Source organism: Wolbachia endosymbiont (group A) of Oxytorus armatus (assembly GCF_964027005.1).
Taxonomy (GTDB): domain Bacteria; phylum Pseudomonadota; class Alphaproteobacteria; order Rickettsiales; family Anaplasmataceae; genus Wolbachia; species Wolbachia pipientis.
On sequence record NZ_OZ034719.1, the window covers coordinates 1,376,718 to 1,398,936 of the forward strand.

Sequence of the window (22,219 nt, forward strand, 5' to 3'; positions counted from 1 at the left end):
TTAATTTTTAAAATTCTTCTTGATAAATTCTACTCCTAATTTTATTCCCTCTTCATTAATAATATGCCCTAATGCATGAATTGGGTGTCCTTCAACATTTACTCCATTTTCTTTCAGAGCTTTAACCGCTAAGTCGAGGGACGAAAAAGGTACCACGTCGTCAGCATCACCATGGATAACACATATGTTAGGTTTTGACTTGATCTCTGGTGCAGTTTTTGAAGGTGAAAGAAATCTACCAGAGTATGCAACAACTGATGCACAGGATTGAGAGCGGGTGAGAGCTGTATGTATTGCAAGCATTGCTCCTTGAGAAAATCCAACTAAAGAAAGTTGCGTATCTTTTAAATTAAGCTCCTTTAATTTTGTATCAATGAAATGATTTACAATTGATGTAGCATTTTTTACTCCATTATATAGCGCTTCCTCACTACGATCTTCCAAGCTGAACCACTGATAACCATCACCTATTTCTCTTTCAAACGGAGCATTGGGTACTGCAAAATATGAACCCAGTAAAAACTTGCTCATAACTTTAGCAAGGTGAATGAAATTATCGCCACTTGAGCCCCAACCATGTAAAAAAATAATCAAATTTTTCTTATTTCCGCCTGCACAAATTTCTGGGCCTTTAAGTTCAATCATTTCTTTTCCTTTTGCGTTTATATTTTTATTTAACACTAATTTTCAAATTTGTAAAACCTATGTGCAATTACGTTCCCGATACTACAGATAAAGTAACTTAGGTTCATCGACGATTTGAAAAACCGTCATTCCGCTACTCGTTAGCGGCTGAGATACCGCGAATGAATCGCGGTATGACGTAGGGAAAACCTTAGCTATAAACCTCAGAAATAAGAAAACAAACTAGAAAAAATACCTCACTATAACTGCAGCCTTAAGCAACGTACCTTATTTATTTACGAAAACTGGTATAAATGCTATGCAAGTAGCTACACTACTTGCATGGCATCAATAATTGACCTCGACTTACCGTCCAACTAGAAAGTTGTATATAGAATGACAGAAATCCAGATGTTATTTACTTACTTTCGATCTTTTCTATCAATTTTTTAACTAAGCCTCTTAGCTTTTTACTGGATTCATCAAGCTCTTGAATCTGCGAGCTGTGCTCTTTCATTAGTTCCTTATAGTTACCTCTTATGCAGTCAATCATTTCCTTCATCTGAGCAATCATCTTGTTAACATCCATACTGCCCAAATCAGGTATCATGCCAGGCATAGCCCCTTCTAACATACCGCCAGCCATAAGCTGCTGAGACATTTGCATAAATGGTTTTAAAGTCTGATTAAGCAATTCAGGATCCTTGGCTAATTTTTCTATTTGCTCTTTGCAAGTATCCATATACTGCTTCATAAATTCATCTTCTTGCCCTTTGTCTATCATAATTATAACCTACCTAAAAATACGTGTTCTTTATTATATATTATTTTAAAATTAAAAACAATACAAAATACCTGTCACAATTGCATTAATACTTTTTAAATAATAAAAAATGCTCCTTTGCTTATAAAGGGTCACATACCTTCTTTAACCATTCCTTATCTTTTACGCTATTTTCTAAGTTTTTATAGACAAATTGATGGTAGCCATTTATCCATTCAATTTCATCCTTAGTAAACATTTGCACATTTATTAGTCTTCTATCATATGGAATAGAGGTCAGTTGTTTAAAGTTTAAGAAGCCGTTTTCTTGTCTGTTGACATACATCAGATTTTCAATCCTTATTCCATACTCTCCCGGAATGTAATAGCCAGGTTCGTTGGAAAGTATCATCCCTGGCGTGAGTTTCACTTTATTACTTTTTGATATTGCTTGTGGTCCTTCGTGTACTGATAGGTAACTTCCTACTCCATGCCCTGTACCATGCATATAGTCCATTCCAAATTTCCATAAATGCGTACGTGCCAATATATCCAATTCTCCACCAGTAGTGCCGGGGGGAAAGACGACACTTGCTATAGCAATGTGAGCCTTGAGTACTATTGTATAGTGGGTTATTTGCTCATTGGTCGGATTACCAACTACTACAGTTCTTGTCACATCAGTTGTGCCGTCAAGGTACTGACCACCAGAATCAATCAAATACAGTCCATCTTTCTGAATTACCTTATTCGTCTTACTGCTTGCACGATAGTGAATTATTGCTCCATTCTCATTAAATGCTGAAATTATTGGAAAACTTAGTTGCTTAAACAAATTCTGCTCTTTTCTGTATTCTAAAATCTTTTCTTCAGCTTCAAGTTCTGTACCAACATTATTTTCAAGCCAATATAGAAAATTTGTAACTGCCACTCCATCTCTGATATGCGCATTTATAGCCCCAGCTATTTCAGTTTGGTTTTTTGCTGCTTTATAAATTAGACAAGGATCTTCTCTCTCAGCTACCTGTTTATCTTTTATTACAGCCATGATACTCATTGGAGTTGTATTTGGATCTATAACTATTGAATTTAGCTTGTGCAGCGAATTTTCTAGCTCACTAATATCAAAAATATTTACATGATTGCCTAAATTTGCTTCTATAGTTGAATGTTCTTTATCTTGAATAAACAAATCAACATTACCGCTTTTATACAATATAGCACGACCCAATATACATGGAGTATATTTAGCATTTTCGTTTCTTAAATTTAATAACCATGAAATTGAATTTGGATCAGTTAAAAGCACTGCTTCAGCTCCTTTATCTACGCTTCTAGCTATTTTTTCACATTTGTCCTTACTACTTTTACCAGCATATTTAATAGAATGTAAAACCACTGCTTGTTTTCGATAGTCACTTTTTTTTCCAGCTAAACAGGGTATTAATTTACAGATATTCTCATACTTTCTTATATCTTCGATGGTAAAATATTGCAAATAATAACCTAGTGAGGCAGTCGATGTTAAGTTTGCTTTTATCCATTCGCGTGGATCCTCTTCTTGTATATTATATACTTGAAAATTGCCCCGATCAAGCTGATTGCGAGCTTGTGTAATATAGCGTCCATCCGTAAAAAATGGGCACTTGTTGTCTTTTGTAACGATAAGTAGCCCATTTGTTCCTGTAAAGCCACACAGCTTTGTTAGCTCCTCTGAATACTCATTTAAATATTCATCTTTAGTATGCAACATAAATGCATCAACGTTTATCTCGTGCATAAAAGAACGAAATTCTTCGATTTTTGACATAGAACACCTCATACAAAATTAGCAGCCACTTTCGTTTTCCTGTTTCTCAAATACACTAATATGCTCACTATCGCTGCAGGAGTGATGCCTTGTATTTGCTTTGCAATGCCAATCGTCGCTGGTTTTATCGTCTGCAACTTTTCTATTACTTCACTTGACAGGCCTTTAACTTGTGAATAGTTAAAATCAATTGGAATTTGAGTGTTAATTTCCTCTCGTAAAAACTTCATATCCGCTTCTTGTCTTATTAGATAAGGTTTGTATTTTGCTTCAATTTCAACCGCTTCGCATATTTCATTCTTAGTTATGCTACCCATTGCGGTGCCATCCCAGCGCGTGATGCTGCTTAACTCCGGCCATATTTCTTGTAATTTATTCCAGTCGATGTTTGGATAGCTAAGTAGATCTAGTGCCGTTTTTCTTATCCCATCATAAGATATTTTGATACCATAAGACCTAAGCTGCTCAGGAGTAATCGTCAAACTCTCTAGTTTTTCTTCAAGTTGCTTAATAGATTTAAGTTTATTCTGTAAAACAGAGTATCTCTCATGCGACACAAGGGAAATATCATAACCTTTTTGTGTTAATCTCCTATCTGCATTGTCTGACCTGATAGCTAGCCTATATTCTGCACGCGAGGTAAATAATCTATAAGGTTCGATCACCCCTTTGGTGACTAGATCATCTATCATTACGCCGATATATGAGTCTGTGCGATGAAGAACAAAGCTTTCTTTTTTTTCAGATGCAGAGAGTGCTGCATTAATTCCGGCAATAATTCCTTGCCCTGCTGCTTCTTCATATCCAGTAGTGCCATTAATTTGGCCAGCAAAATATAGGCCTTTAATTTTCTTAGTTTCAAGAGTATGGCTTAGTTCTCGTGGATCAATATAGTCATACTCAACTGCATATCCAGACCTCAATATTTCTGCATTTTCAAGTCCTTTAATACTCTTTATCATTTCACGCTGCACTTCAACAGGCAATGAATTTGAAATTCCGTTTGGGTATACAGTATCATCATTCAAGCCCTCTGGTTCTAAAAATATTTGATGACTACTTTTTTCTGCGAATTTTTTAACCTTAGTTTCAATGGATGGGCAGTATCTTGGTGCTATAATATCATCCAAATACGAAGAAGCTGACCTGTGCAGATTCTCTCTAATTATTTTATGCGTGTTTTCATTAGTATGGGTAATAAAGCATGATACCTGAGGTTGGTTAATTTTTTCTGTGAGATAAGAAAACGGCACAGGTGGATTATCACCCACTTGTTCTTGCAATATTGACCAGTTTATAGTGCCACGATCAAGCCTTGGCGGAGTTCCGGTGCGCAATCTACCTAATTTAAAATTATATTTCTTCAACGTATTTGCAAGTTCTACTGCAGGCTTATCTCCCATTCTCCCTGAAGGAGTTACCTGCTCTCCTATATGAATTACACCTTGCAGGAAAGTTCCCGTAGTTAAAACAACTTTACCTGTTAGTATATGTTCCCCTGAGCTTGTTATTACAGCTTTAATGCACAATTCTCCATTGTTATTACTCTCTATAAGGAAATCGTCAACCGACTCTTCTTTTACCGTCAAATTGTTATAATTTAGAATAATTTCCTGTATTGCTTGCTTGTACAATTTTCGGTCTGCCTGTGCACGTGGTCCCCACACCGCCGCACCTCTGCTGCTATTTAAAATGACTGAGTGTATACTTGCTTGATCGATTGCTCTTCCCATTATTCCATCAAGAGCGTCAACTTCCCTGACTACAACGCCCTTTGCAACTCCTCCGATTGCTGGATTGCAGGACATTTCCCCTATAGTTGAAATTTTATGAGTTATAAGCAGCGTGTTTGCACCAAGGCGAGCTGCAGCAGCAGCAGCTTCGCACCCTGCATGACCACCACCTACTACTACTACATCATATTTATGCATGCCTTCTTGAGTAATTCTTACTCTACTAATATTCTAACTATTAGCGGTTAATGTCAAATTTTACAGTAATTAACTATTTCAATCATCAGTGGCCAATGTATAGCTAACTCACGTCATACCGTCACGGTATCTCTAGATCCCGCTAACAAGCAGCGGGATGACGGTTTTTCAAATTATCGGGTTTTAGTGGGGCGAGCGACCAGGATCGAACTGGCGACATTCAGTACCACAAACTGACGCTCTACCAACTGAGCTACGCCCGCCAAGATATAAAATTTCTAACATAAGAGCGCAAATAGTCAATTGATTATTTAACTCTCCTTTTGCAGAGGGTTTTAAGTTTAGCCAATAAATATTTTCATTGATATTTTTACTATTATAGTTAATTGTATCGACACTAATGAAGTAGTGATATGTTTAAAAGTATTTTCACATTTAGTTTTTTTACGGCTATTTCAAGGATCTCAGGGTTAATAAGGGATGTATTGATTGCTACGGTTATTGGTGCGAACTCTCTTGCAGACATATTTTTTTCTTCGTTTCGCTTTGCCAATCTATTTCGAGCATTTTTTGCAGAAGGAGCGTTCACTACCTCATTCATACCGTTATACTCGACAGAATCATATGATAATAAAAAGGCATTTAATTTTGCAAGTAGTGTAATATCCATTACGTTTATTATCTTAGTAATTTTTTGCCTTATCATGCAAACTTTCTCCCCTTATATGATTCAAATTTTTGCTCCTGGATTTGACCAAAGTAAGTTTACCCTTACTGTTACTTTATCAAGAATTATGATGCCCTACATAATCTTTGTTTCAATTGCATCACTTATTGGTGGAATGCTGCAAGTAAAGCAGCATTTTGCTTCAACAGCTATTGCACCAATCGTTTTGAATCTCTGTTTAATCATCAGTTTGTTTGTGCCTTACGTAAAAACTCCAGCACACAATCTTTCTATAGCTGTCCTTATAGGAGGAATTTTCCAGCTACTTTTGATACTATTTAGTGCATACAAGTTAAAGGCAGCTTTTTCTTTTAGCCTTGAATTAAGCAATGAAGTAAGGTTGTTTTTTAAGCGTGTGATACCTGCAATTATCAACAATTGTGTAACTCAAATAAGCTTATGGATTGATACAATCATGGCGAGTTTTATACCAAATGCGGTGTCCTATATATATTATGCCGATAGACTAAATCAACTACCGCAGGGAATAATCGGTACTGCAATTGGTACAGTGCTTCTTCCTTTAATTTCAAAACAGGTGGATAATACTGAAAATATAGTCAAAATACAGAACAAGGCTCTCAACATAGGATTAATGTTAATTATGCCAACAACTGCTGCCTTTATCATTATTCCCGACATAATTTTACTTACGCTTTTTTCTTACGGCCGGTTTGATCATTATGCAGTGCAGCAAACTGTTCCCACTTTAATAGCATTTTCTCTTTCTTTACCTGCATTTATTATAAATAAAGTATTGCTACCTACATTTTTTGCTAAAGGCAATCTGAAAATACCAACCATATTTTCGCTAATGTGTCTTGGAATTAATGTAGTGCTAAACCTTTTGTTAATGAACGAGTATCAGCATACGGGGATTGCTATTGCTACTTCCGTTTCCACTTGGATAAACTCTATTCTATTAATTAGTTATTTAACAATAAATAAAATGTATAAGGTTAGCCAAGCGTTATTGTTAAATGTCATGAAAATTTTTGTAGCAACGGCAGTCATGTCAATAGCCCTTTATATTTTTAATTCTTTGTTGGCAGGATTATTTTTTGATAAAATGTTGGCTCGTATTGTTTATTTAACGACTTTAATAGCTTTGAGTGTTATTGTTTATTTTGGTATTCTCTATTTAATATTTAAGGGAAACTTTAAGCATGTGTAAATTATGAGACTTTCTTTATATGCTATATTATCAATCTCACTGCTATTAATTCTCATGCATGTTGCTGCAACTTTTAAGGATTGGAGTGGCTACAGGAAATATATCATAAAAGAGTTAGAGAAGACGTATGATGCTAAAGTGCATATTGGGGGAAAAATTAAAGTTTCGTTGATTACCCCAAAGCTCACTATTTATAATGTATACGTACAATACAACGAAAATAAAGAGCAAAAGTTGTCAGATTTAATTAGTGTAAGAAAAATTGAAATAAGGCCATCGTTCCTATCGTTGTTTTTATTTTCGTTGCAACCAAAGTCAATCACATTGTTTGGCATGAAAAGCAACAAAGAAAATTTACTTAATATTATAAATACAAACGCCAGTGGTAACACAGTCAATATAGTAATAAAAGACAGCCAAGTAAGTTTCAAGAATGATTTCGCTGATATTGTTAACATAAAGGAAGTTGCTGTAAAAAAAAATAAGCAGTTTTTTGGTAAAGTAAAGGTAGGTGATAATAATTACGATTTTTCAGGAAAGGTTAATATCACAAAAAGGAATGTACACATTAGTGTTGAATCAAATTTTGTAAATTTGCTATTTACAGGTAATAGAAATCAAGAAGAACTCCAGGGTAATTTAACATTAACAATTAATAACAGTTCCGGTTCTGTGAGTGATTTAGCAAAAATCATTAATCTTAGCTTTCTCTCTTGTGTTATTCCTAGCGAAAATATCAAGATATCATCCAATATAAGTCTTAATGAAAGTGAGTTTACGGCAACTGACTTAAAAATTGATTCCAAAAGCATGCAAGCCAGCGGTACAATACAAAATGATAGAAAAGGCAATCACACTAATTTCAATATTAGCTTCAGTAAAGTTGATTTAGATTCCATACAAAATGATTCACAAAGAACAATGAATATGAAGGATCTTCTGGAATGTTTTAGAGCAGTTGTGCCAAAGAACTTGAGCTTAAATTTTAATATAGAAGCTTCTAACATTCAATATCAAAACAAAATATTGGACAATTTCCGTGCTGTACTAAAATCCACTGATGGCAAAGTAAAAGTTAATACGCTTCTTAAATTTCCTGGAATCAATAATATATCTTACTTATCAGGAGAGATCTCAAACAATAATGTCCTATCTGAATTCAACGGTGATTTATTAGTCGAAGGAAATGATTTTGAGTCATTCATTTCATGTTTTTTCCCTTCTATAAAGATGAAAGAAAACCAGAAAAATCAATTTACACTAAGTTCTAAACTGCACCTTGCACCAAGAATATTATCTATCTCAGACATTAGACTGCTAAATAATAAGGAATCCTTGCAAGGATCAATTAGAGTAAGCCACACAAAAAAACGCAGTGTGATCGATGGTGAATTTAGCATGCATAATCTTGATGCAGATAAATATGATCATTCATTATTTAGCAGTTTACCTAAAATGCAATGGCTGAAAAATTTTCAGTATGATGCAAATATAAAGGCCCGTGTTAATAACCTTACATTGAATGATACGAAAATTAAAAATTTGGATTTTTTGCTGAAAATGGAAAAAGGTAAGCTAGTTGCAGATAAAATAAAACTATCTGGAGAAGATTTCGATATTACCGGTAATGCAAAAATATTAGCAGATCAAAAATACGCCAAACCTTTATTAGATGTTAACCTTACGGGCAGTAAATTTAATGGAAAAATTATTACATTACCAAATTTAGTAGAGACGAAAAGAAATTCAAGAAATGAGATAGATCAAATTCAATGGTCAACAAAGCAGCTTGATTTTTTGGATGATAAAGAAGGCTTTGATGCAAATGTGCAAATCAATACTGCAGAATTTAAAACCGAGCAGAATGTTTTAAAAGATTTTAATTTGGATGCGGTAATGAGAAACAACACTATCACTATCAGGCAGGCAAGTTACGTATTAGAACACGGGCAAGTGTTTTTTCAGGGTTATTTAAGATCAGACTCAATGAATACAAGATTTTCTATTGTAAATTTGGACACTAAAAAGATTGGTAAGGTTATAGGAATTGACAATGTAAATGGTCAGGTAAGCTTAAATGGTGAAATCAAAACTCAAGGAAAAAGTTTTCATGATTGGGCTAGTAACTTATCAGGAGATATAAATTTACAAGCACAGGGAATAGAATTTACTAATGTGGATTTTAATTCATTTATCACTAATTTGTTAAGCAGTAAGAATAAGTCTGAAATTTCCACACTTGCTTATATTGATATATATAATGGTAAAACATTTTTTGAAAATATTAGCGGAAAAGCAAGTATTAAGAGTGGTATATGTTCAACTAGTTTACAGTTCGGGATTGATCAAGCATCAGGGTCGATCTCTTCTAATTTAACCTTATCTAACTTCGCTTTAGCTTCTATATTCAGGTTCTTTTTCATACCACCAAATTATAGTAATCCAATCTATATCGATATGCATTTGGATGGCCCTATTTGGCGTCCTAAGATGAGTTTTGATGTAGACCAAATCTTCACCGCTCTGGTTGGCAAGAAAAATAGTTGATTTACTTAGGCGTACGGTTTAGGGGACAATGAACTCATCTGAACGGATACAAACTTAACCTAACTCATCACCACCTGGCAGTGGTGGCAAGCCAAATGCTTCTCTCTTTTCGTTGAGCGTCATGAAGCTTGCGTTTTCTACATATTTCCACAACTTTTGTCTTTTTTCCATGAGAATTTCTATTGCATCTTTGTCATACGACAAGCACAGATCTTCACCAAATTTTGGTGTTAGCCAAGAATTCAGGTGACAGATAATATTTTCTAGCGTTGGTAAAACCGTCTGCTCCCAGAGGGATAAGCGTGCTTCGACTAAATTGCTATAAGTGTTATCACCCGGTATGCCAAGCAATTGCGGTGGAACGCCAAAAGCTAGCGCAATATCACGAGCTGAGCTGTGTTTGGACTCAATAAAATCCATATCCCTTGGCGATAAGCTCATTTCTTTCCACTCCAAGCCTCCTTCAAGCAATATCGGTCTTCCAGCGTTTATAGAACCTGAATAATGATCATTTATCTGCGCTTTTAAGCGTTGGTACTGCTCTTGACTTAAACTTCCACCACTTCCATCTTTCGCTGATTTCACAACTATTGCACCACTTGGTCTTGCCCCATTTTGCAACATCGCTTGATTCCAAGCACCCGCCTGATTATGCTGATCTATGCTATATGCAGCTGCCTCAATTGGTGATAGCCCATACCAATCATTCAAAGGGTTAAAGGTCTTTAGGTGCAACACTGCTGAACGTCCGGTTAGTTTATCAACTTTAAAGTCATAACTGTTGTTATTTATGGCATAACGATAGATATAAGGAACGTTATTTCTCCCTGGAACAATTTCAACCCTATCGGGGCGCAGAAGATAAAGCTCTGTTGGTGGTTTTCTACTGTTCTGTGACTCAATCATCAATATATAAGAATTGCCGTTAACTAACCGATAAGTTACAATCCCCTCAATAAATTCCGATTTTGATGTCATTGGATTAGGAGCGTCGAACAAGAAAAAAATCTTGTTAAACCGGAAAGAAACTATTTCTTCACTTCCATAGCAATTTTTATATATAATTTATCAAGAAGTACTTCTGCAGTTATAACCGACTGATCAATGGTGCTTAAGTGCCCGTTTAGGAGCGTGGTTTTGGAGGAACGGTTAAACCACTGATGGAGTCTATTATGACTACCTCGATTAGAAGATTGTATAATCTAACCGTCCCAAGCTTAAGTGCTTCTCCATTATAAGTTATAGTAGGATAATTACCATGATAAAGGCAAAAAGTAAACTAGAAATAGTGAATCCTGATACAGCAGGAATTGATATCGGCTCAGCTGTACATTATGTATGTGTACCTGAAGGAAGAGATGAACAACGTGTCAAAAAATTTGGATGCTTTACAGTTGATCTTCATAACTTAGCAGGGTGGTTAAAGAAATGTAAAGTTAGAACAGTAGCTATGGAATCAACAGGAGTATATTGGATTCCTTTGTTTCAAATACTTGAGTCATATGGATTTGAGGTAAAATTGGTAAATGCACGATATATTAAGAACGTGCCTGGTAGAAAATCCGACGTTCAAGACTGTCAATGGTTACAACAATTACACAGCTATGGATTACTCCATGGGTCGTTTAGACCTGATGATCAAATGTGTGTGTTGCGTAATTACGTTAGGCAACGTAGCAACCTGATTGAAAGTGCATCCACACATATTCTACGTATGCAAAAAGCGTTAATTCAAATGAACGTTCAATTACACAAAGTCATAAGTGATATTACTGGAGTGACCGGTATGCAAATTATCAAAGCAATAATTGAAGGTGAAAGGAATCCTGAAAAATTATCAGAATTGAGAGATGTACGGATAAGAAATGATAGATCTACCATGGCAAAAGCGCTAAAAGGCGACTACAGAAAGGAACTCTTATTTGTGTTAAAGCAAGAATTTGAATTGTATAATATTTATCAGGAAAAAATAGCAGAATGCGACAAAAGCATCGAACAATATTACAAAACATTTGAAACAAAATCTGACGAGAATAAGCGATGCAGCAAAATAAAGAATAGGTTTTCAAAAAACAGACCAGACTTTCCTTTACACGAAGAACTGTATAGAGTAACCGGTATTGATTTTACTAAAGTTCCTGGGCTTGATGTGCTAACTATACAAACAATTATCTCAGAAGTTGGTTTGAACCACGATAAATGGCCATCAGAGAAGCACTTTACTTCTTGGTTGGGGCTAAGTCCTGCTAATAAAGTTACAGGGGAAAAAGTATTTGGGACGAGAACTCGCAAAGTTATTGCTCGTGCTGCAAATGCTTTTAGGATGGCTGCCCAGTGTGTGTCAAGAAGCAACAGTGGGATTGGTGCATATTGCAGAAGGTTAAAAAAACGACTAGGAGCACCGAAAGCGATTACCGCTACGGCTAGGAAATTGGCGTGCATTTTTTATAGTATGCTAAAGTATGGACAGGAATATGTAGAGAAGGGCATTGATTACTATGAAAAGTTATATAAGGAAAAAATAGTGAAGACTCTAAGCAAGAAAGCTAGTGAATTTGGTTGTGTCTTGATTAAAAAAGAGCTACTAGCAGAAAGAGTTTCTTAGAAGAAGAATAAAGTAATTTCAGTAATGGATGGGCTTTTAATTGCGATTTTCCCTGTTCAGTAAGCTGGCAGAGAGTAAAAGGTACCGAAGATGCAGCACTTGCAATCATATTAATTGCTCGAAAGGCAATAACATTTTTTATGTAACCTTCCTCAGCAAAACTTACATAATCACGCTTACTCCAACTTGGCTCCATCATTAGCTGCAAAGCAGAATATTTAGTAAATACTGCGCTTTTTTTTCTTTGAAAGATGTTGAAATTCATATGTGCCTCATGAAAGATGTTTAAAAGTTAAAAGTGTTTTAGATTCTGTAGTTAAACTAAGACATAGATCCCAGTGTCACGCACTGGGATGACGGAAGGAAAGCACTTGGGTGACAGGAAAAAACGAACTGCTATACTAAAAAAAAAGAAATAGAATATGACAGAATGGCTAATATCTAATCAGCTTATTGATTATAACTGTGCCGTAAAATCTATGGAAGAAAAAATTCAACAAATTTACAATAATTCAGCAGACGAATTAGTATGGCTACTCCAGCACCCTCCACTTTATACTGCAGGAATCAGTGCAACAGATGACGACGTTGTTGAAAAATTATTTCCTATATATAAAACAGGCAGGGGTGGCAAATACACATATCATGGTCCAGGACAGCGCATTATATATTTAATGTTAAACCTTAAAAAAAGAAACAAATGCGATATAAAGCTATATATTAGAGATCTAAGTAAGTGGATAATAAATGTTTTAAAGCAATTTAATATACTTGGAGAATTTAAAGAGGATAGAATAGGTGTTTGGGTGAATAACAATGGAGTAGAAAAAAAAATTGCAGCTTTTGGTATCCGTTTAAGAAAATGGGTAACTTATCATGGCATAGCGCTTAATGTCTCCCCCAACCTCTCTCACTATAAGGGCATTATTCCTTGTGGACTGCAAGATTATGGCGTCACGTCAATGGAAGAACTAGGAGTGAAAGTTCCACTCTCTGAATTGGATGATATACTAAAAAAAGAGTTTTATAAGATATTTTAATGATTGTTTACCTTTTATATTTCATTCTCACTTTATGTGCTAACACAGGTATTCATGCAATCGACCAAGTTGATATTATTGCTCCTTCTTCGAAGGGAAAAGAATTAGATCTGACTACTATAAAAGAATATGTAGAAGCTTTGGATTTTAATCCCCATATTTCGGAGAAAATATATAGTAATGATAATCCATTTTATTCCAACTCTGATGAATTCAGAGCAAATGATTTGATTAGTGCACTAACCGGTGATAGTAAAATAATCTGGTGTATCAGAGGAGGAGAAGGGGCTTCTCGGTTAATTCCCTATCTAGAAAAGTTACCCAATGATAAAAAAGAAAGGATTGCTCAAAACAAAAAGATCCTCATAGGCTATAGCGATATAACTGCCTTGCACATCCATCTACAAGCTAAATATGATTGGCAAACTCTTCACGGCACCATGTTGGAAATGATAGTAAATAACTCCGTTTCTGAAAGCTCTGTTGAAAAATTGAAAGAGTTAATTCTTAACAAGCGGGATTCTATCAGATTTGATAACCTAAAGACGATAAATAATGGCATTAGACTAAAAGATGGCAGATTAGAGTCTAAAATCATCGGTGGTAATATGACTCTAGTTGAAAATAGTATAGGAACCGCTTGGCAAATAAATGCGAAAGGTAAAATTCTATTTTTAGAGGACATAAGAGTTTACCCATATGCAATAGAGCGCAGTTTAGATCACCTAAAACAAGCTCACATCTTTGATGGAGTACATGCAGTAATCTTTGGGGATTTCGTTAACTGCTATAACGATAACCTTGTTGAAGTTGTAAAAGAAAGGTTTGCAAAAAGTGTTAACTTTCCTGTATTTACAATGAAAGGGGTAGGCCATGGACATACAAATGATCCTTTACCTTTTAACACTCACGCTATTATTAGCGTTCAAGACGAAAAAGAAGGTTTGTTTTTTATGGACGTGCAGAATTTAGCTAATCTTATAGCTAACGCGAGCTCTACGTCATACCGCCGCAGTATCTCTTAGCCGCTAACACGTACTTAACCGTCATACCGCCGCGGTATCTCTTAGCCGCTAACACATAGCGGAATGACGAAGTTATCGTCATGCCACCGCGAACCGTCATACTGCTGCGGTATCTCAGCCGCTAATAAGTAGCGGGATGACGGTTGTTGTTTAGCTATAAATATTAAGAAATTTACCAAATAAAAAAAGGCAAAAGAAGCCCCGTGGTTGGCTAATTACTTACATTATACTTTCAAGTATGGCGTTTTTTTATTCTAAACGTTTAATAACCGCGATTCAGTTGCTTTTAAGCCGCAACTAATCTAAATTATAAACATTAAGAAATTTACTAAACAGAAAAAAAGGCAAAAGAAACCCTAGGGTAGCTAATTATTCACTATCCATTTTTTAAGTTGGCGTTTTTTGATGTTTTAAATGCTTTATAAGCGTATTTCAGCTTGTATAGGTAAAAACCTAGAAATTTGATAAAGACATAGAGTGCACATAGTGCAAAAAATTAAACATGAGACGCCAGATACATTGAGTTTTTTTGTCATTTAATCTGTACAGAGAAGATAAATAAATAGCTTCAGTTTCATGATAAGGGAACTGGCAAGGCTTGTCAAGCAAGTTTTTTGCAATATCAGGGGATAATTTCGACCATAAATCCCTATCAATAAATTTTAACAAAAATACTTCAGTGCATTTTCAAATATAAGCATTCCATCGCCATATTTTGGCACAGCAACACCTAAACGCTTGCTCTTTTCTTTTTCAAGGGGCCAATTATCTTGCTGGGTAAAAAATATTCCCCTTTCTGGATGGGGCATTAAAGCTAGCACTCTTCCACTTTTATCTGATAAAGCTGCTAGGTCGTATGTAGATCCATTCGGATTGTAAGGAAATTGTAGGTTAGCATAGTTGCCATTTTTATCAATGTAACGTAATGCGGTGGAATTGCTCTCAATCAATTGGTTCAAAATATCTTGATCCATAAAAAATTTGCCTTCCCCATGAGCAATAGGGAGATATAGTTCACTCAGACCCCGTAGCCAAACAGAATTACTCTGCGGATTAACTCTCACTCTAATCCAGCGGCATTGGTAATTGCCTATATCATTATGGATTAAAGCTAGATTAGAGAACTCTGGAATTAATTTTACTAATATCTGACAACCATTACATATTCCTATAATCAGCTTGTCCTGAGATAAAAACTCTTGAAACTCATCCAACAAGTTGTTTTTAATACGTAAAGCAAACGCATTACCAGCACCAGTGTCATCACCATAGGAAAAACCCCCTGGAATTGCAAGTATATTGCTTAATTTCACTTCACCTGGATTATCTATGATATCGTTAATGTGAACGATTTTTACTTCAATATTACCAATACCAAGTTTTCTGCTGCATTCCATAAATGCAAATGCAGTTTCTTTTTCGCAATTTAAGCCATAACCAGATAGGACTGTAATTTTCATGAACTGCTAAAAATTAAAAAATTCGAATTTCCTTTTTACAAAATTTGCTACTAAATTTAACGCAAATAACACCAATAATAAAGCTATAATTGCGATAGCAGCAAGTTCAACAAATGCAATTTCAGGATTGCTTGACCATATGTATATTTGCACAGGTAGAACAGTCGCCGGATCGAAAAAGGACGTAGGTGTATCAGCAATAAATGCCACCATACCCATCATAAGTAAAGGAGAAGATTCACCTAAAATCCTTGCAATTGCAAGCACAGTACCATGTATTATTCTTGGTAACGCAATCGGTAAAGAGTGATCTAATATCACCTTGATGTGAGGTGCACCGAGCGCAAACGCTGCATCTTTTATCGTAATAGGAACATTCGCAAAGGCATTTTTTGTTGCAATTATAATATTAGGTAACATCATAAATGAAAGAGTCATTCCACCAACAAGTGGTGAAGAGCGTGGTAGCCCAAATATGCCAAGATAGAGAGTTAAGCCTACTACACCAAATATTATTGAAGGCACTGCAGCAAGATTATTTATGCTAATTTCTACAATATTGGTCATGAGCCTATTTTTAGGCATAAATTCGTAAAGACAGATGCCCGACATAATTCCTATTGGTAATGCTAATGCTAGGCACACTATAATTGTCATCAATGAGCCGATAAATGCACCTAAAATCCCTGCATTCTCAGGTTCACGAGAGTCAGATTTAAGGAATAAAGACTTATTAAAAAATTTTTTCACTCTCCCTTTTTCTTTTAGCCAATCAAGTAATTTAGCATAACGATCATTCAAATATTTATCTTTATTTATTGAATTAATTATACTTGACGCGGTAAACCAGATCTCATATTCACCACTATCTTTTACTTTCTTACGAAAAAATTTCTCTAGTTCTTTGTAAGAATTACGACTTAAAATTTCGTCACCGTCTTTAAAATCAGTTCCTCCAAACACCTTACGTAAAGAATCGTTGAGTAAGCCAATGGACTTATACCGCAAATCACTAGGATTACTCGCCAAAGCAAGATCAGCATTTATTTCAACTGGCAATAAAATTTTCGTTACTGTTAAGGCACTGTAAGAGTTAACTAATATACTCAACAATATACACACAGGACAGCCAAGTGAGATAACTAGTGCCGTGAAAGAACAAAAGCGTAGCGCTCTGTTCTTTTTATTTTTCCTTTTTATACGAGCATGTACACGCCTTGAGTGAAGTAATTTAAGGAATTTTTTCTTTATACTCATTTACTTTTCTTTACACGAGGATTTGAAAAAACTTTCCCCTTTTTTGTCATGCAAGTAGCTGACACTGGGATCCAGCAGGCTTTGCCTGCAAATAATTTTTACATTTTCCATGAAAGCACAAACCAAAAGGAGAATAATGAATGCTGGATCCCAGTGTCGGAGCACTGGGATGACACCACAGGGGGAGGCAAACACAATGTTCGTACAGTTGTGTGTCACGCACTGGGATGACAAGAGAGAGTTCTGAGATGACACAATTGACATCACTCCCTATTGTATCTACTTAGATTTCTTTTTAACATAAGTAGTACGCTCTTTGATCCTTGCAGCTTTTCCAAATAGTTTGCACAGATAATACAGTTTTGCTCTACGAACCTTTCCTTTTCTTGTCACTTGCACTGAAACCAGTGCAGGAGAATAAACAAAAAACTGAGACACTATACTTTCTCCATGGCTCACTTTTCTGACTGCAAAAGAAGAATGTAACCCGCGGTTCCTTTTTGATATACATACACCTTCAAATATCTGTATACGTTCACTTGTACCGTCAACTACTTTAAAAGTGACCTTCAAATCATCGCCAGGACGAAATTCTGGTATTTCTTTAGCTAACACTTGCATTTGCTGTTCGTTAAATTTTTTAAGTAAATTTGTCATTTATCTCTCCACTCAATAATTCAGGCCTACGCTTTTTTGTTATAACATGAGACTGCTTCTGCCTCCAATCACTTATTTTTTTGTGATTGCCAGATAACAAAACCTCAGGTACTTTATATCCCTTCCACTGCTCAGGTCTAGTATATTGAGGATATTCAAGTACACCACCACCATAATTAAAACTTTCTTCAGTAATACTATCGGTATTATTTACTACACCTGGAAGAAGTCTAATGCATGCATCAAGAACCACCATTGCAGCTGGCTCACCTCCTGAAAGTATATAATCTCCAATACTTAACTCATAAGGAGTATACGCATCAATTATCCTTTGGTCAATACCTTCAAATCGACCACACAATATTGTTATATGAGGAAACTCTAATAATTCTCTGGCAATATTCTGATTAAACTTAGTTCCAGATGGAGTCATGTAAATAAACTTAGTGTTTTTATGAACAGAGAGCATACTATCTACTGCATCACCAACTACATCAGAACGCATAACCATTCCTGCTCCACCTCCATATGGAACATCATCCACAGTTGAATGTTTATCTTTCGCAAAAGAACGAATATTTATTACTTCAAGGTTCCATATTTTTTTTTCTAACGCTTTTCCGGCAAGAGAATAGTTCAAAAACCCCGGGAACATTTCTGGGAATATGGTTAATATTGTAACATTGAATGCCATTAAGGTTTATTTTAAGTTATTTGGGGCTATACTCTAAGAATAGTAAATTGATATAATATATAGTTAAATTAAACATGTCACTGAATAAAACGATATACGAAGGTAAAGCGAAAGCCATTATTGAAACTGAAGACTTATCAATTGTCATACAGCACTTTAAAGATGATGTTACAGCATTCAATAAGGAAAAATATGAAATAATCGATGGTAAAGGAATAATTAATAATCATATTAGTGCTTTTATCATGGAAAAGCTTGAGAAAGCAGAAATTAGCACACACTTTATAAAAACTCTAAACGAAAGAGAACAGCTAGTCAAAAAACTCAAGATAATACCTCTTGAGGTAGTAGTTAGAAATGTCGCAGCTGGCAGCTTTTGCAAACGTTTTAATATCAAAGAAGGTGAGAGGCTTGCATCTCCTATAATCGATTTTTTTTACAAAAATGATGACTTAGCCGACCCAATGGTAAGTGAAAATCACATACTGTATTTTGATTGGCTATCTAGCAAAGAAATGGATGAAGTTAAAACTACAACTTTAAAAATCAACGAAATATTAGTTCACCTATTTTCAAATGCAAGTATATATTTAGTTGATCTCAAGTTAGAATTTGGCAGATTAATAAATGACAGTACTAAAATCGTTTTAGCTGATGAAATTAGCCCTGATAACTGCAGATTATGGGATAAAAATACTTATAAAAAGCTAGACAAAGATGTCTTTCGTTTGAATTTAGGAGATTTAAAGGAAGCATACCTAGAAGTTGCAAAAAGACTGTCAGTAAAGTTAGGTTAACTAAATACTACTCTATCAAGTGGAGGGTTACATGCCTCATCAAGTTTTCCAATAATTTCAATTTTTTCTCCACGTTTTTGGAAATGATTTTTCACGTTTTGCATATTCTCAGAACTTACGATCAATACCATACCAATACCACAATTAAATGTTTTTAGCATTTCTTTCTTCTCTATTTTACCCTCCTTTGTTAGCCATAAAAATATATCTGGCCATTTCCAGGAATTAATGTCTATGTTTGCAAATAAGTTTTTTGGAAGAATTCGCAGAATATTGTCTACCAAACCACCACCCGTGATGTGCGCAATACCTTTTACTTGTGACATGATAGGCAGCAAAGAATCAACATATATTTTTGTTGGTTCAAGTAGTATTTCACTCCAAGATTTATTATTCCATAGAGATGTATCGTTATAATTTATACCTAAGCTTTTGAAAACATGGCGCACTAAAGAAAACCCATTTGAGTGAATTCCACTTGACTCTAAGCCAACTATATAATCACCTGCCTTCATCATACTACAGTTTGGAAGAATTTGCTTTCGATCAACTACACCAACCACAAACCCTGCAAGGTCATAGTGATTATTACCATACATTCCAGGCATTTCTGCAGTTTCCCCACCAACCAATGCTATTTTAGCTTGCTTGCACCCCTCTGCAATGCCCTTAACCACAGATAATAAAACATCTTTGGTCAAAACGCCTGTTGCAAAGTAATCAAGGAAAAACAAAGGCGTTGCTCCTTGTGCAAGTAAGTCATTTACACACATTGCAACTAAATCTATACCTATAGTATCATGTTTATTCACTTCTTGAGCTATCAACAGTTTCGTACCTACTCCATCAGTTGAGGAAACGAGTACTGGATGGTCATACTTCTTACTTAGTGCAGCAAAATCAAATAACGCAGAAAATGAACCTATTTCGCTGATTACTTCTTCTCTAGTAGTTTCTTGAGCAATAGGCTTGACTTCTTTTATTAACTTATTATATAGTTCAATATCTATTCCTGATCTGGTATAAGTATTCATAATCCTTTTATAAATTTTAAAATTGTTAATACTATATTAATGCCTTGATATAAAAAGTGCAACGAAACTTTCTCTTAATTGACTATTATATACTTACCAATATAGGGTAACTTAAATCATTTATAATTATCCAATGAACGAAAATACCAAAAACATACTGTTAATAACGGAACTGCTATCAGGACGGCTGCTTCATGACTTTGCTAACTCTATGAATGGAATAACGTTTGGCGTAGAAGAGCTTGAAGTAATAGATAAGAATGATGCTGATGCGCAGAAGGAAGCGTTGTTGTTTCTTAAAGAAAGCTCCGATGATTTAATATATAAACATAAAGTTATGAAGCAGGCATATTCTTCTTCAATGGATAATTATAGCTTTGATAAGACCAAATCTAATATCGAAAATTATTTATTAAAAAAAAAGTAAAGCTTACGTGGAAAATAGACGCATACTCTGCAAAAAATAAGGAAGATTTAATTGAAAAGATAAATAAGATAATTTCTAATATGGTGCTAACTATAGCCAGTGCAGTGGCGGAAGTTGAACTAGTATCTGTTTTACTGAGTCAAACAGAAGATAAAATGCTATTAACTATAAAAATTCTAAATGAACACAAACCAATAAGCAAATCATTAGTAGACAAATTAATCAAAAAAAATGACACTAATTTAAATACAAAAGATATTAATATCTATATGACCTCTTTATTATTAGAGTACTATAACACTGAAATGCATTATACTTGCGAAAATAATTTGCTGGAAATAGGTTTAACTATAACTTGAGTTGCATATTTGGTTATTACAACTTTTTCTTCGTGTCAAGGCATTCCCCGACAAGGGGTATCAAATCTAATTTTTGTAATCACTTAAGTCTAGTACTATTTTATTAATGTAGCGCTCATTTGCATCTTTGATGATAAACTTCATACCATTTTTATATTTAATGACTTCATCTACAGAAGGTACTTTACCAGCAATCGAAAGAATCAAACCACCAAGTGTAACATAGTCTTCTTCAGGGTCACGTAATTCTATTTTTAGATCCTCTTCTATATCTTTTATAAGAGCCCTTGCTGATACTTCAAACTTATTTTGAGACAATTCAGTAATGGTATATTCTGAATTTATTTCGTTTTCACTATCAATGTTTGGTATTAGTTCCTCTATAAGATCAGTCATTGAAATTAAACCATCAGTTCCACCATATTCATCCAATACGATAGCTAAGCATGATTTAGAAGAGTTCATCCTAACAAAAAGATTAGTTGTCTTCATCGAGGGTGGAACAAATATTACGCTTTGTATAATATGTTTCAGATTAAAATTTTTATCCCTATTAAAAATAACATCTTTTACATAAAAAAAGCCTATTACGTTATCAAAGTTATTTTTATAAATTGGTATTTTAGTGTGGCAAGTGTTTTTTATCTTCTTTATTATTTCACGCTCGCTTGACTCAATGTCTACTGCGCATATCTCTGTACGTGGAGTCATTATATCCATTATACCACAATCGCGGAATTTTAATAGACCATTTAATATATTAAGGTCTGGCAGATCTTTCATTAATGCCTCGGTCGCACACTTTTTCAACACAGAAGCTTTTTTGAAAAGGAAGAGAAAAATTCTATATGCTATTTTTTCTACTAAGGTTCTTTTTTTACTCAATTTATTCCCTGTAATGGCAAAAACGTTTTCAGATTAGATTTATCAAGAAAACTGTTATTAAATGTTTAATAAGCATGTGAATAATGTCAAATTAATTTGTGAATTATTTGTTGATATAAAATACCAACAATTGATCAACAACTTTTTCAACAACATATACATAGTTGTGTAACAATGCATGATGGTAAAGTATTTTCCATAAAAGAAAATTACTAACACTCTAAACACCTTACTTATACACATAAATCATAACAGAAAATCAATAATATACGAAAGTTACTCACATATTTATCCACAAGTTGAGCAACGTCAATTTTTACTGAATTTTAAGTTAGTAACAAGTTATTGATAGAACTATTATTATTATTATACTTTAATATACAAAAGAATAAATAGAATAGAT

20 protein-coding genes, 1 tRNA gene and 1 pseudogene are annotated in these 22,219 nt (G+C 34.6%); 9 read left to right on the top strand and 13 right to left on the bottom strand.

Annotated features, from left to right (window positions below):
- From AAGD79_RS06820 to AAGD79_RS06840, 5 genes are all read right to left on the bottom strand, one after another.
- On the bottom strand, positions 1 to 645 hold the full coding sequence (locus AAGD79_RS06820) for an alpha/beta hydrolase (RefSeq protein WP_015589325.1): 645 nt from the start codon (positions 643 to 645) through the stop codon (positions 1 to 3).
- A 397-nt stretch (positions 646 to 1,042) separates the two neighbouring features.
- Positions 1,043 to 1,408, bottom strand: a complete 366-nt coding sequence (locus tag AAGD79_RS06825; protein WP_341811363.1) for a hypothetical protein — start codon at positions 1,406 to 1,408, stop codon at positions 1,043 to 1,045.
- Positions 1,409 to 1,529: 121 nt separating this feature from the next.
- Entirely contained in the window at positions 1,530 to 3,197 is a 1,668-nt protein-coding gene (locus AAGD79_RS06830; RefSeq protein WP_341811364.1) for an aminopeptidase P family protein, read from the bottom strand.
- An 8-nt stretch (positions 3,198 to 3,205) separates the two neighbouring features.
- On the bottom strand, positions 3,206 to 5,128 hold the full coding sequence (mnmG, locus tag AAGD79_RS06835; RefSeq protein ID WP_265043355.1) for a tRNA uridine-5-carboxymethylaminomethyl(34) synthesis enzyme MnmG: 1,923 nt from the start codon (positions 5,126 to 5,128) through the stop codon (positions 3,206 to 3,208).
- Positions 5,129 to 5,315: 187 nt separating this feature from the next.
- Positions 5,316 to 5,391 (bottom strand) — tRNA-His (locus AAGD79_RS06840).
- A 150-nt stretch (positions 5,392 to 5,541) separates the two neighbouring features.
- Between AAGD79_RS06840 and murJ the strand changes: the two genes are divergently transcribed.
- Both murJ and AAGD79_RS06850 read left to right on the top strand, forming a co-directional pair.
- Positions 5,542 to 7,029, top strand: coding sequence for a murein biosynthesis integral membrane protein MurJ (murJ, locus tag AAGD79_RS06845; protein ID WP_010962984.1), 1,488 nt, complete (start codon positions 5,542 to 5,544; stop codon positions 7,027 to 7,029).
- 3 nt (positions 7,030 to 7,032) lie between these two features.
- Positions 7,033 to 9,576 (top strand): AsmA-like C-terminal region-containing protein, encoded by a 2,544-nt coding sequence (locus AAGD79_RS06850; RefSeq protein ID WP_341811365.1) that lies wholly within the window; start codon positions 7,033 to 7,035, stop codon positions 9,574 to 9,576.
- 54 nt (positions 9,577 to 9,630) lie between these two features.
- Here AAGD79_RS06850 and AAGD79_RS06855 read toward each other — a convergent pair whose 3' ends face one another.
- Positions 9,631 to 10,554: a phage portal protein gene (locus AAGD79_RS06855; RefSeq protein ID WP_410541949.1), complete on the bottom strand. Its 924-nt coding sequence runs from the start codon at positions 10,552 to 10,554 to the stop codon at positions 9,631 to 9,633.
- A 280-nt stretch (positions 10,555 to 10,834) separates the two neighbouring features.
- On the opposite strand from AAGD79_RS06855, the gene AAGD79_RS06860 reads away from it, so the two are divergent.
- Positions 10,835 to 12,181, top strand: coding sequence for an IS110 family transposase (locus tag AAGD79_RS06860; protein ID WP_341811129.1), 1,347 nt, complete (start codon positions 10,835 to 10,837; stop codon positions 12,179 to 12,181).
- A gap of 4 nt (positions 12,182 to 12,185) precedes the next feature.
- On the opposite strand, the pseudogene AAGD79_RS06865 reads toward AAGD79_RS06860, so the two are convergent.
- A pseudogene (locus tag AAGD79_RS06865) lies at positions 12,186 to 12,446 on the bottom strand (phage portal protein); the annotation flags it as partial.
- Between the two features lie 157 nt (positions 12,447 to 12,603).
- Here AAGD79_RS06865 and lipB point away from each other — a divergent pair.
- Complete coding sequence (gene lipB, locus AAGD79_RS06870) at positions 12,604 to 13,221, top strand: lipoyl(octanoyl) transferase LipB (protein ID WP_265043357.1); 618 nt, start codon at positions 12,604 to 12,606, stop codon at positions 13,219 to 13,221.
- Positions 13,221 to 14,246, top strand: a complete 1,026-nt coding sequence (locus AAGD79_RS06875; RefSeq protein ID WP_341811366.1) for an LD-carboxypeptidase — start codon at positions 13,221 to 13,223, stop codon at positions 14,244 to 14,246. Before lipB ends, AAGD79_RS06875 begins: the two co-directional genes overlap by 1 nt.
- Positions 14,247 to 14,908: 662 nt before the next feature.
- On the opposite strand, the gene AAGD79_RS06880 is transcribed toward AAGD79_RS06875, so the two are convergent.
- The gene (locus AAGD79_RS06880) at positions 14,909 to 15,706 is read right to left on the bottom strand and encodes a phosphoribosylformylglycinamidine synthase subunit PurQ (protein WP_341811367.1); all 798 of its coding nucleotides are present in this window, start codon (positions 15,704 to 15,706) and stop codon (positions 14,909 to 14,911) included.
- A 6-nt stretch (positions 15,707 to 15,712) separates the two neighbouring features.
- The gene (gene pstA, locus AAGD79_RS06885) at positions 15,713 to 16,963 is read right to left on the bottom strand and encodes a phosphate ABC transporter permease PstA (RefSeq protein ID WP_341811368.1); all 1,251 of its coding nucleotides are present in this window, start codon (positions 16,961 to 16,963) and stop codon (positions 15,713 to 15,715) included.
- A gap of 48 nt (positions 16,964 to 17,011) precedes the next feature.
- Here pstA and AAGD79_RS06890 point away from each other — a divergent pair, with 48 nt between their 5' ends.
- Positions 17,012 to 17,194 (top strand): hypothetical protein, encoded by a 183-nt coding sequence (locus AAGD79_RS06890; protein ID WP_341811369.1) that lies wholly within the window; start codon positions 17,012 to 17,014, stop codon positions 17,192 to 17,194.
- A 48-nt stretch (positions 17,195 to 17,242) separates the two neighbouring features.
- Here AAGD79_RS06890 and rplS read toward each other — a convergent pair whose 3' ends face one another.
- The gene (rplS, locus tag AAGD79_RS06895; protein ID WP_006279489.1) at positions 17,243 to 17,620 is read right to left on the bottom strand and encodes a 50S ribosomal protein L19; all 378 of its coding nucleotides are present in this window, start codon (positions 17,618 to 17,620) and stop codon (positions 17,243 to 17,245) included.
- Complete coding sequence (trmD, locus tag AAGD79_RS06900; protein ID WP_007549279.1) at positions 17,604 to 18,314, bottom strand: tRNA (guanosine(37)-N1)-methyltransferase TrmD; 711 nt, start codon at positions 18,312 to 18,314, stop codon at positions 17,604 to 17,606. Before trmD ends, rplS begins: the two co-directional genes overlap by 17 nt.
- Before the next feature lie 74 nt (positions 18,315 to 18,388).
- On the opposite strand from trmD, the gene purC reads away from it, so the two are divergent.
- Positions 18,389 to 19,111, top strand: coding sequence for a phosphoribosylaminoimidazolesuccinocarboxamide synthase (gene purC, locus AAGD79_RS06905; protein ID WP_010081959.1), 723 nt, complete (start codon positions 18,389 to 18,391; stop codon positions 19,109 to 19,111).
- On the opposite strand, the gene purM is transcribed toward purC, so the two are convergent.
- The gene (gene purM / locus AAGD79_RS06910; protein WP_341811370.1) at positions 19,108 to 20,145 is read right to left on the bottom strand and encodes a phosphoribosylformylglycinamidine cyclo-ligase; all 1,038 of its coding nucleotides are present in this window, start codon (positions 20,143 to 20,145) and stop codon (positions 19,108 to 19,110) included. The genes purC and purM overlap by 4 nt on opposite strands.
- 133 nt (positions 20,146 to 20,278) lie before the next feature.
- On the opposite strand from purM, the gene AAGD79_RS06915 reads away from it, so the two are divergent.
- Complete coding sequence (locus tag AAGD79_RS06915) at positions 20,279 to 20,572, top strand: hypothetical protein (RefSeq protein ID WP_006280049.1); 294 nt, start codon at positions 20,279 to 20,281, stop codon at positions 20,570 to 20,572.
- A gap of 14 nt (positions 20,573 to 20,586) precedes the next feature.
- A complete protein-coding gene (locus tag AAGD79_RS06920; protein ID WP_233395610.1) occupies positions 20,587 to 20,931 on the top strand; it encodes a hypothetical protein in 345 nt (114 codons plus the stop codon).
- A gap of 66 nt (positions 20,932 to 20,997) precedes the next feature.
- On the opposite strand, the gene AAGD79_RS06925 is transcribed toward AAGD79_RS06920, so the two are convergent.
- The gene (locus AAGD79_RS06925; protein ID WP_341811372.1) at positions 20,998 to 21,816 is read right to left on the bottom strand and encodes a transporter associated domain-containing protein; all 819 of its coding nucleotides are present in this window, start codon (positions 21,814 to 21,816) and stop codon (positions 20,998 to 21,000) included.
- Between the last annotated feature and the right edge of the window lie 403 nt (positions 21,817 to 22,219).

Bases quoted from the DNA above. Each gene is read 5' to 3' on its own strand.
- AAGD79_RS06820 (WP_015589325.1), bottom strand. From the start codon at position 645: ATGATTGAACTTAAAGGCCCAGAAATTTGTGCAGGCGGAAATAAGAAA.
- AAGD79_RS06825 (WP_341811363.1), bottom strand. From the start codon at position 1,408: ATGATAGACAAAGGGCAAGAAGATGAATTTATGAAGCAGTATATGGAT.
- AAGD79_RS06830 (WP_341811364.1), bottom strand. From the start codon at position 3,197: ATGTCAAAAATCGAAGAATTTCGTTCTTTTATGCACGAGATAAACGTT.
- mnmG (WP_265043355.1), bottom strand. From the start codon at position 5,128: ATGCATAAATATGATGTAGTAGTAGTAGGTGGTGGTCATGCAGGGTGC.
- murJ (WP_010962984.1), top strand. From the start codon at position 5,542: ATGTTTAAAAGTATTTTCACATTTAGTTTTTTTACGGCTATTTCAAGG.
- AAGD79_RS06850 (WP_341811365.1), top strand. From the start codon at position 7,033: ATGAGACTTTCTTTATATGCTATATTATCAATCTCACTGCTATTAATT.
- AAGD79_RS06855 (WP_410541949.1), bottom strand. From the start codon at position 10,554: ATGACATCAAAATCGGAATTTATTGAGGGGATTGTAACTTATCGGTTA.
- AAGD79_RS06860 (WP_341811129.1), top strand. From the start codon at position 10,835: ATGATAAAGGCAAAAAGTAAACTAGAAATAGTGAATCCTGATACAGCA.
- lipB (WP_265043357.1), top strand. From the start codon at position 12,604: ATGACAGAATGGCTAATATCTAATCAGCTTATTGATTATAACTGTGCC.
- AAGD79_RS06875 (WP_341811366.1), top strand. From the start codon at position 13,221: ATGATTGTTTACCTTTTATATTTCATTCTCACTTTATGTGCTAACACA.
- AAGD79_RS06880 (WP_341811367.1), bottom strand. From the start codon at position 15,706: ATGAAAATTACAGTCCTATCTGGTTATGGCTTAAATTGCGAAAAAGAA.
- pstA (WP_341811368.1), bottom strand. From the start codon at position 16,963: ATGAGTATAAAGAAAAAATTCCTTAAATTACTTCACTCAAGGCGTGTA.
- AAGD79_RS06890 (WP_341811369.1), top strand. From the start codon at position 17,012: ATGCAAGTAGCTGACACTGGGATCCAGCAGGCTTTGCCTGCAAATAAT.
- rplS (WP_006279489.1), bottom strand. From the start codon at position 17,620: ATGACAAATTTACTTAAAAAATTTAACGAACAGCAAATGCAAGTGTTA.
- trmD (WP_007549279.1), bottom strand. From the start codon at position 18,314: ATGGCATTCAATGTTACAATATTAACCATATTCCCAGAAATGTTCCCG.
- purC (WP_010081959.1), top strand. From the start codon at position 18,389: ATGTCACTGAATAAAACGATATACGAAGGTAAAGCGAAAGCCATTATT.
- purM (WP_341811370.1), bottom strand. From the start codon at position 20,145: ATGAATACTTATACCAGATCAGGAATAGATATTGAACTATATAATAAG.
- AAGD79_RS06915 (WP_006280049.1), top strand. From the start codon at position 20,279: ATGAACGAAAATACCAAAAACATACTGTTAATAACGGAACTGCTATCA.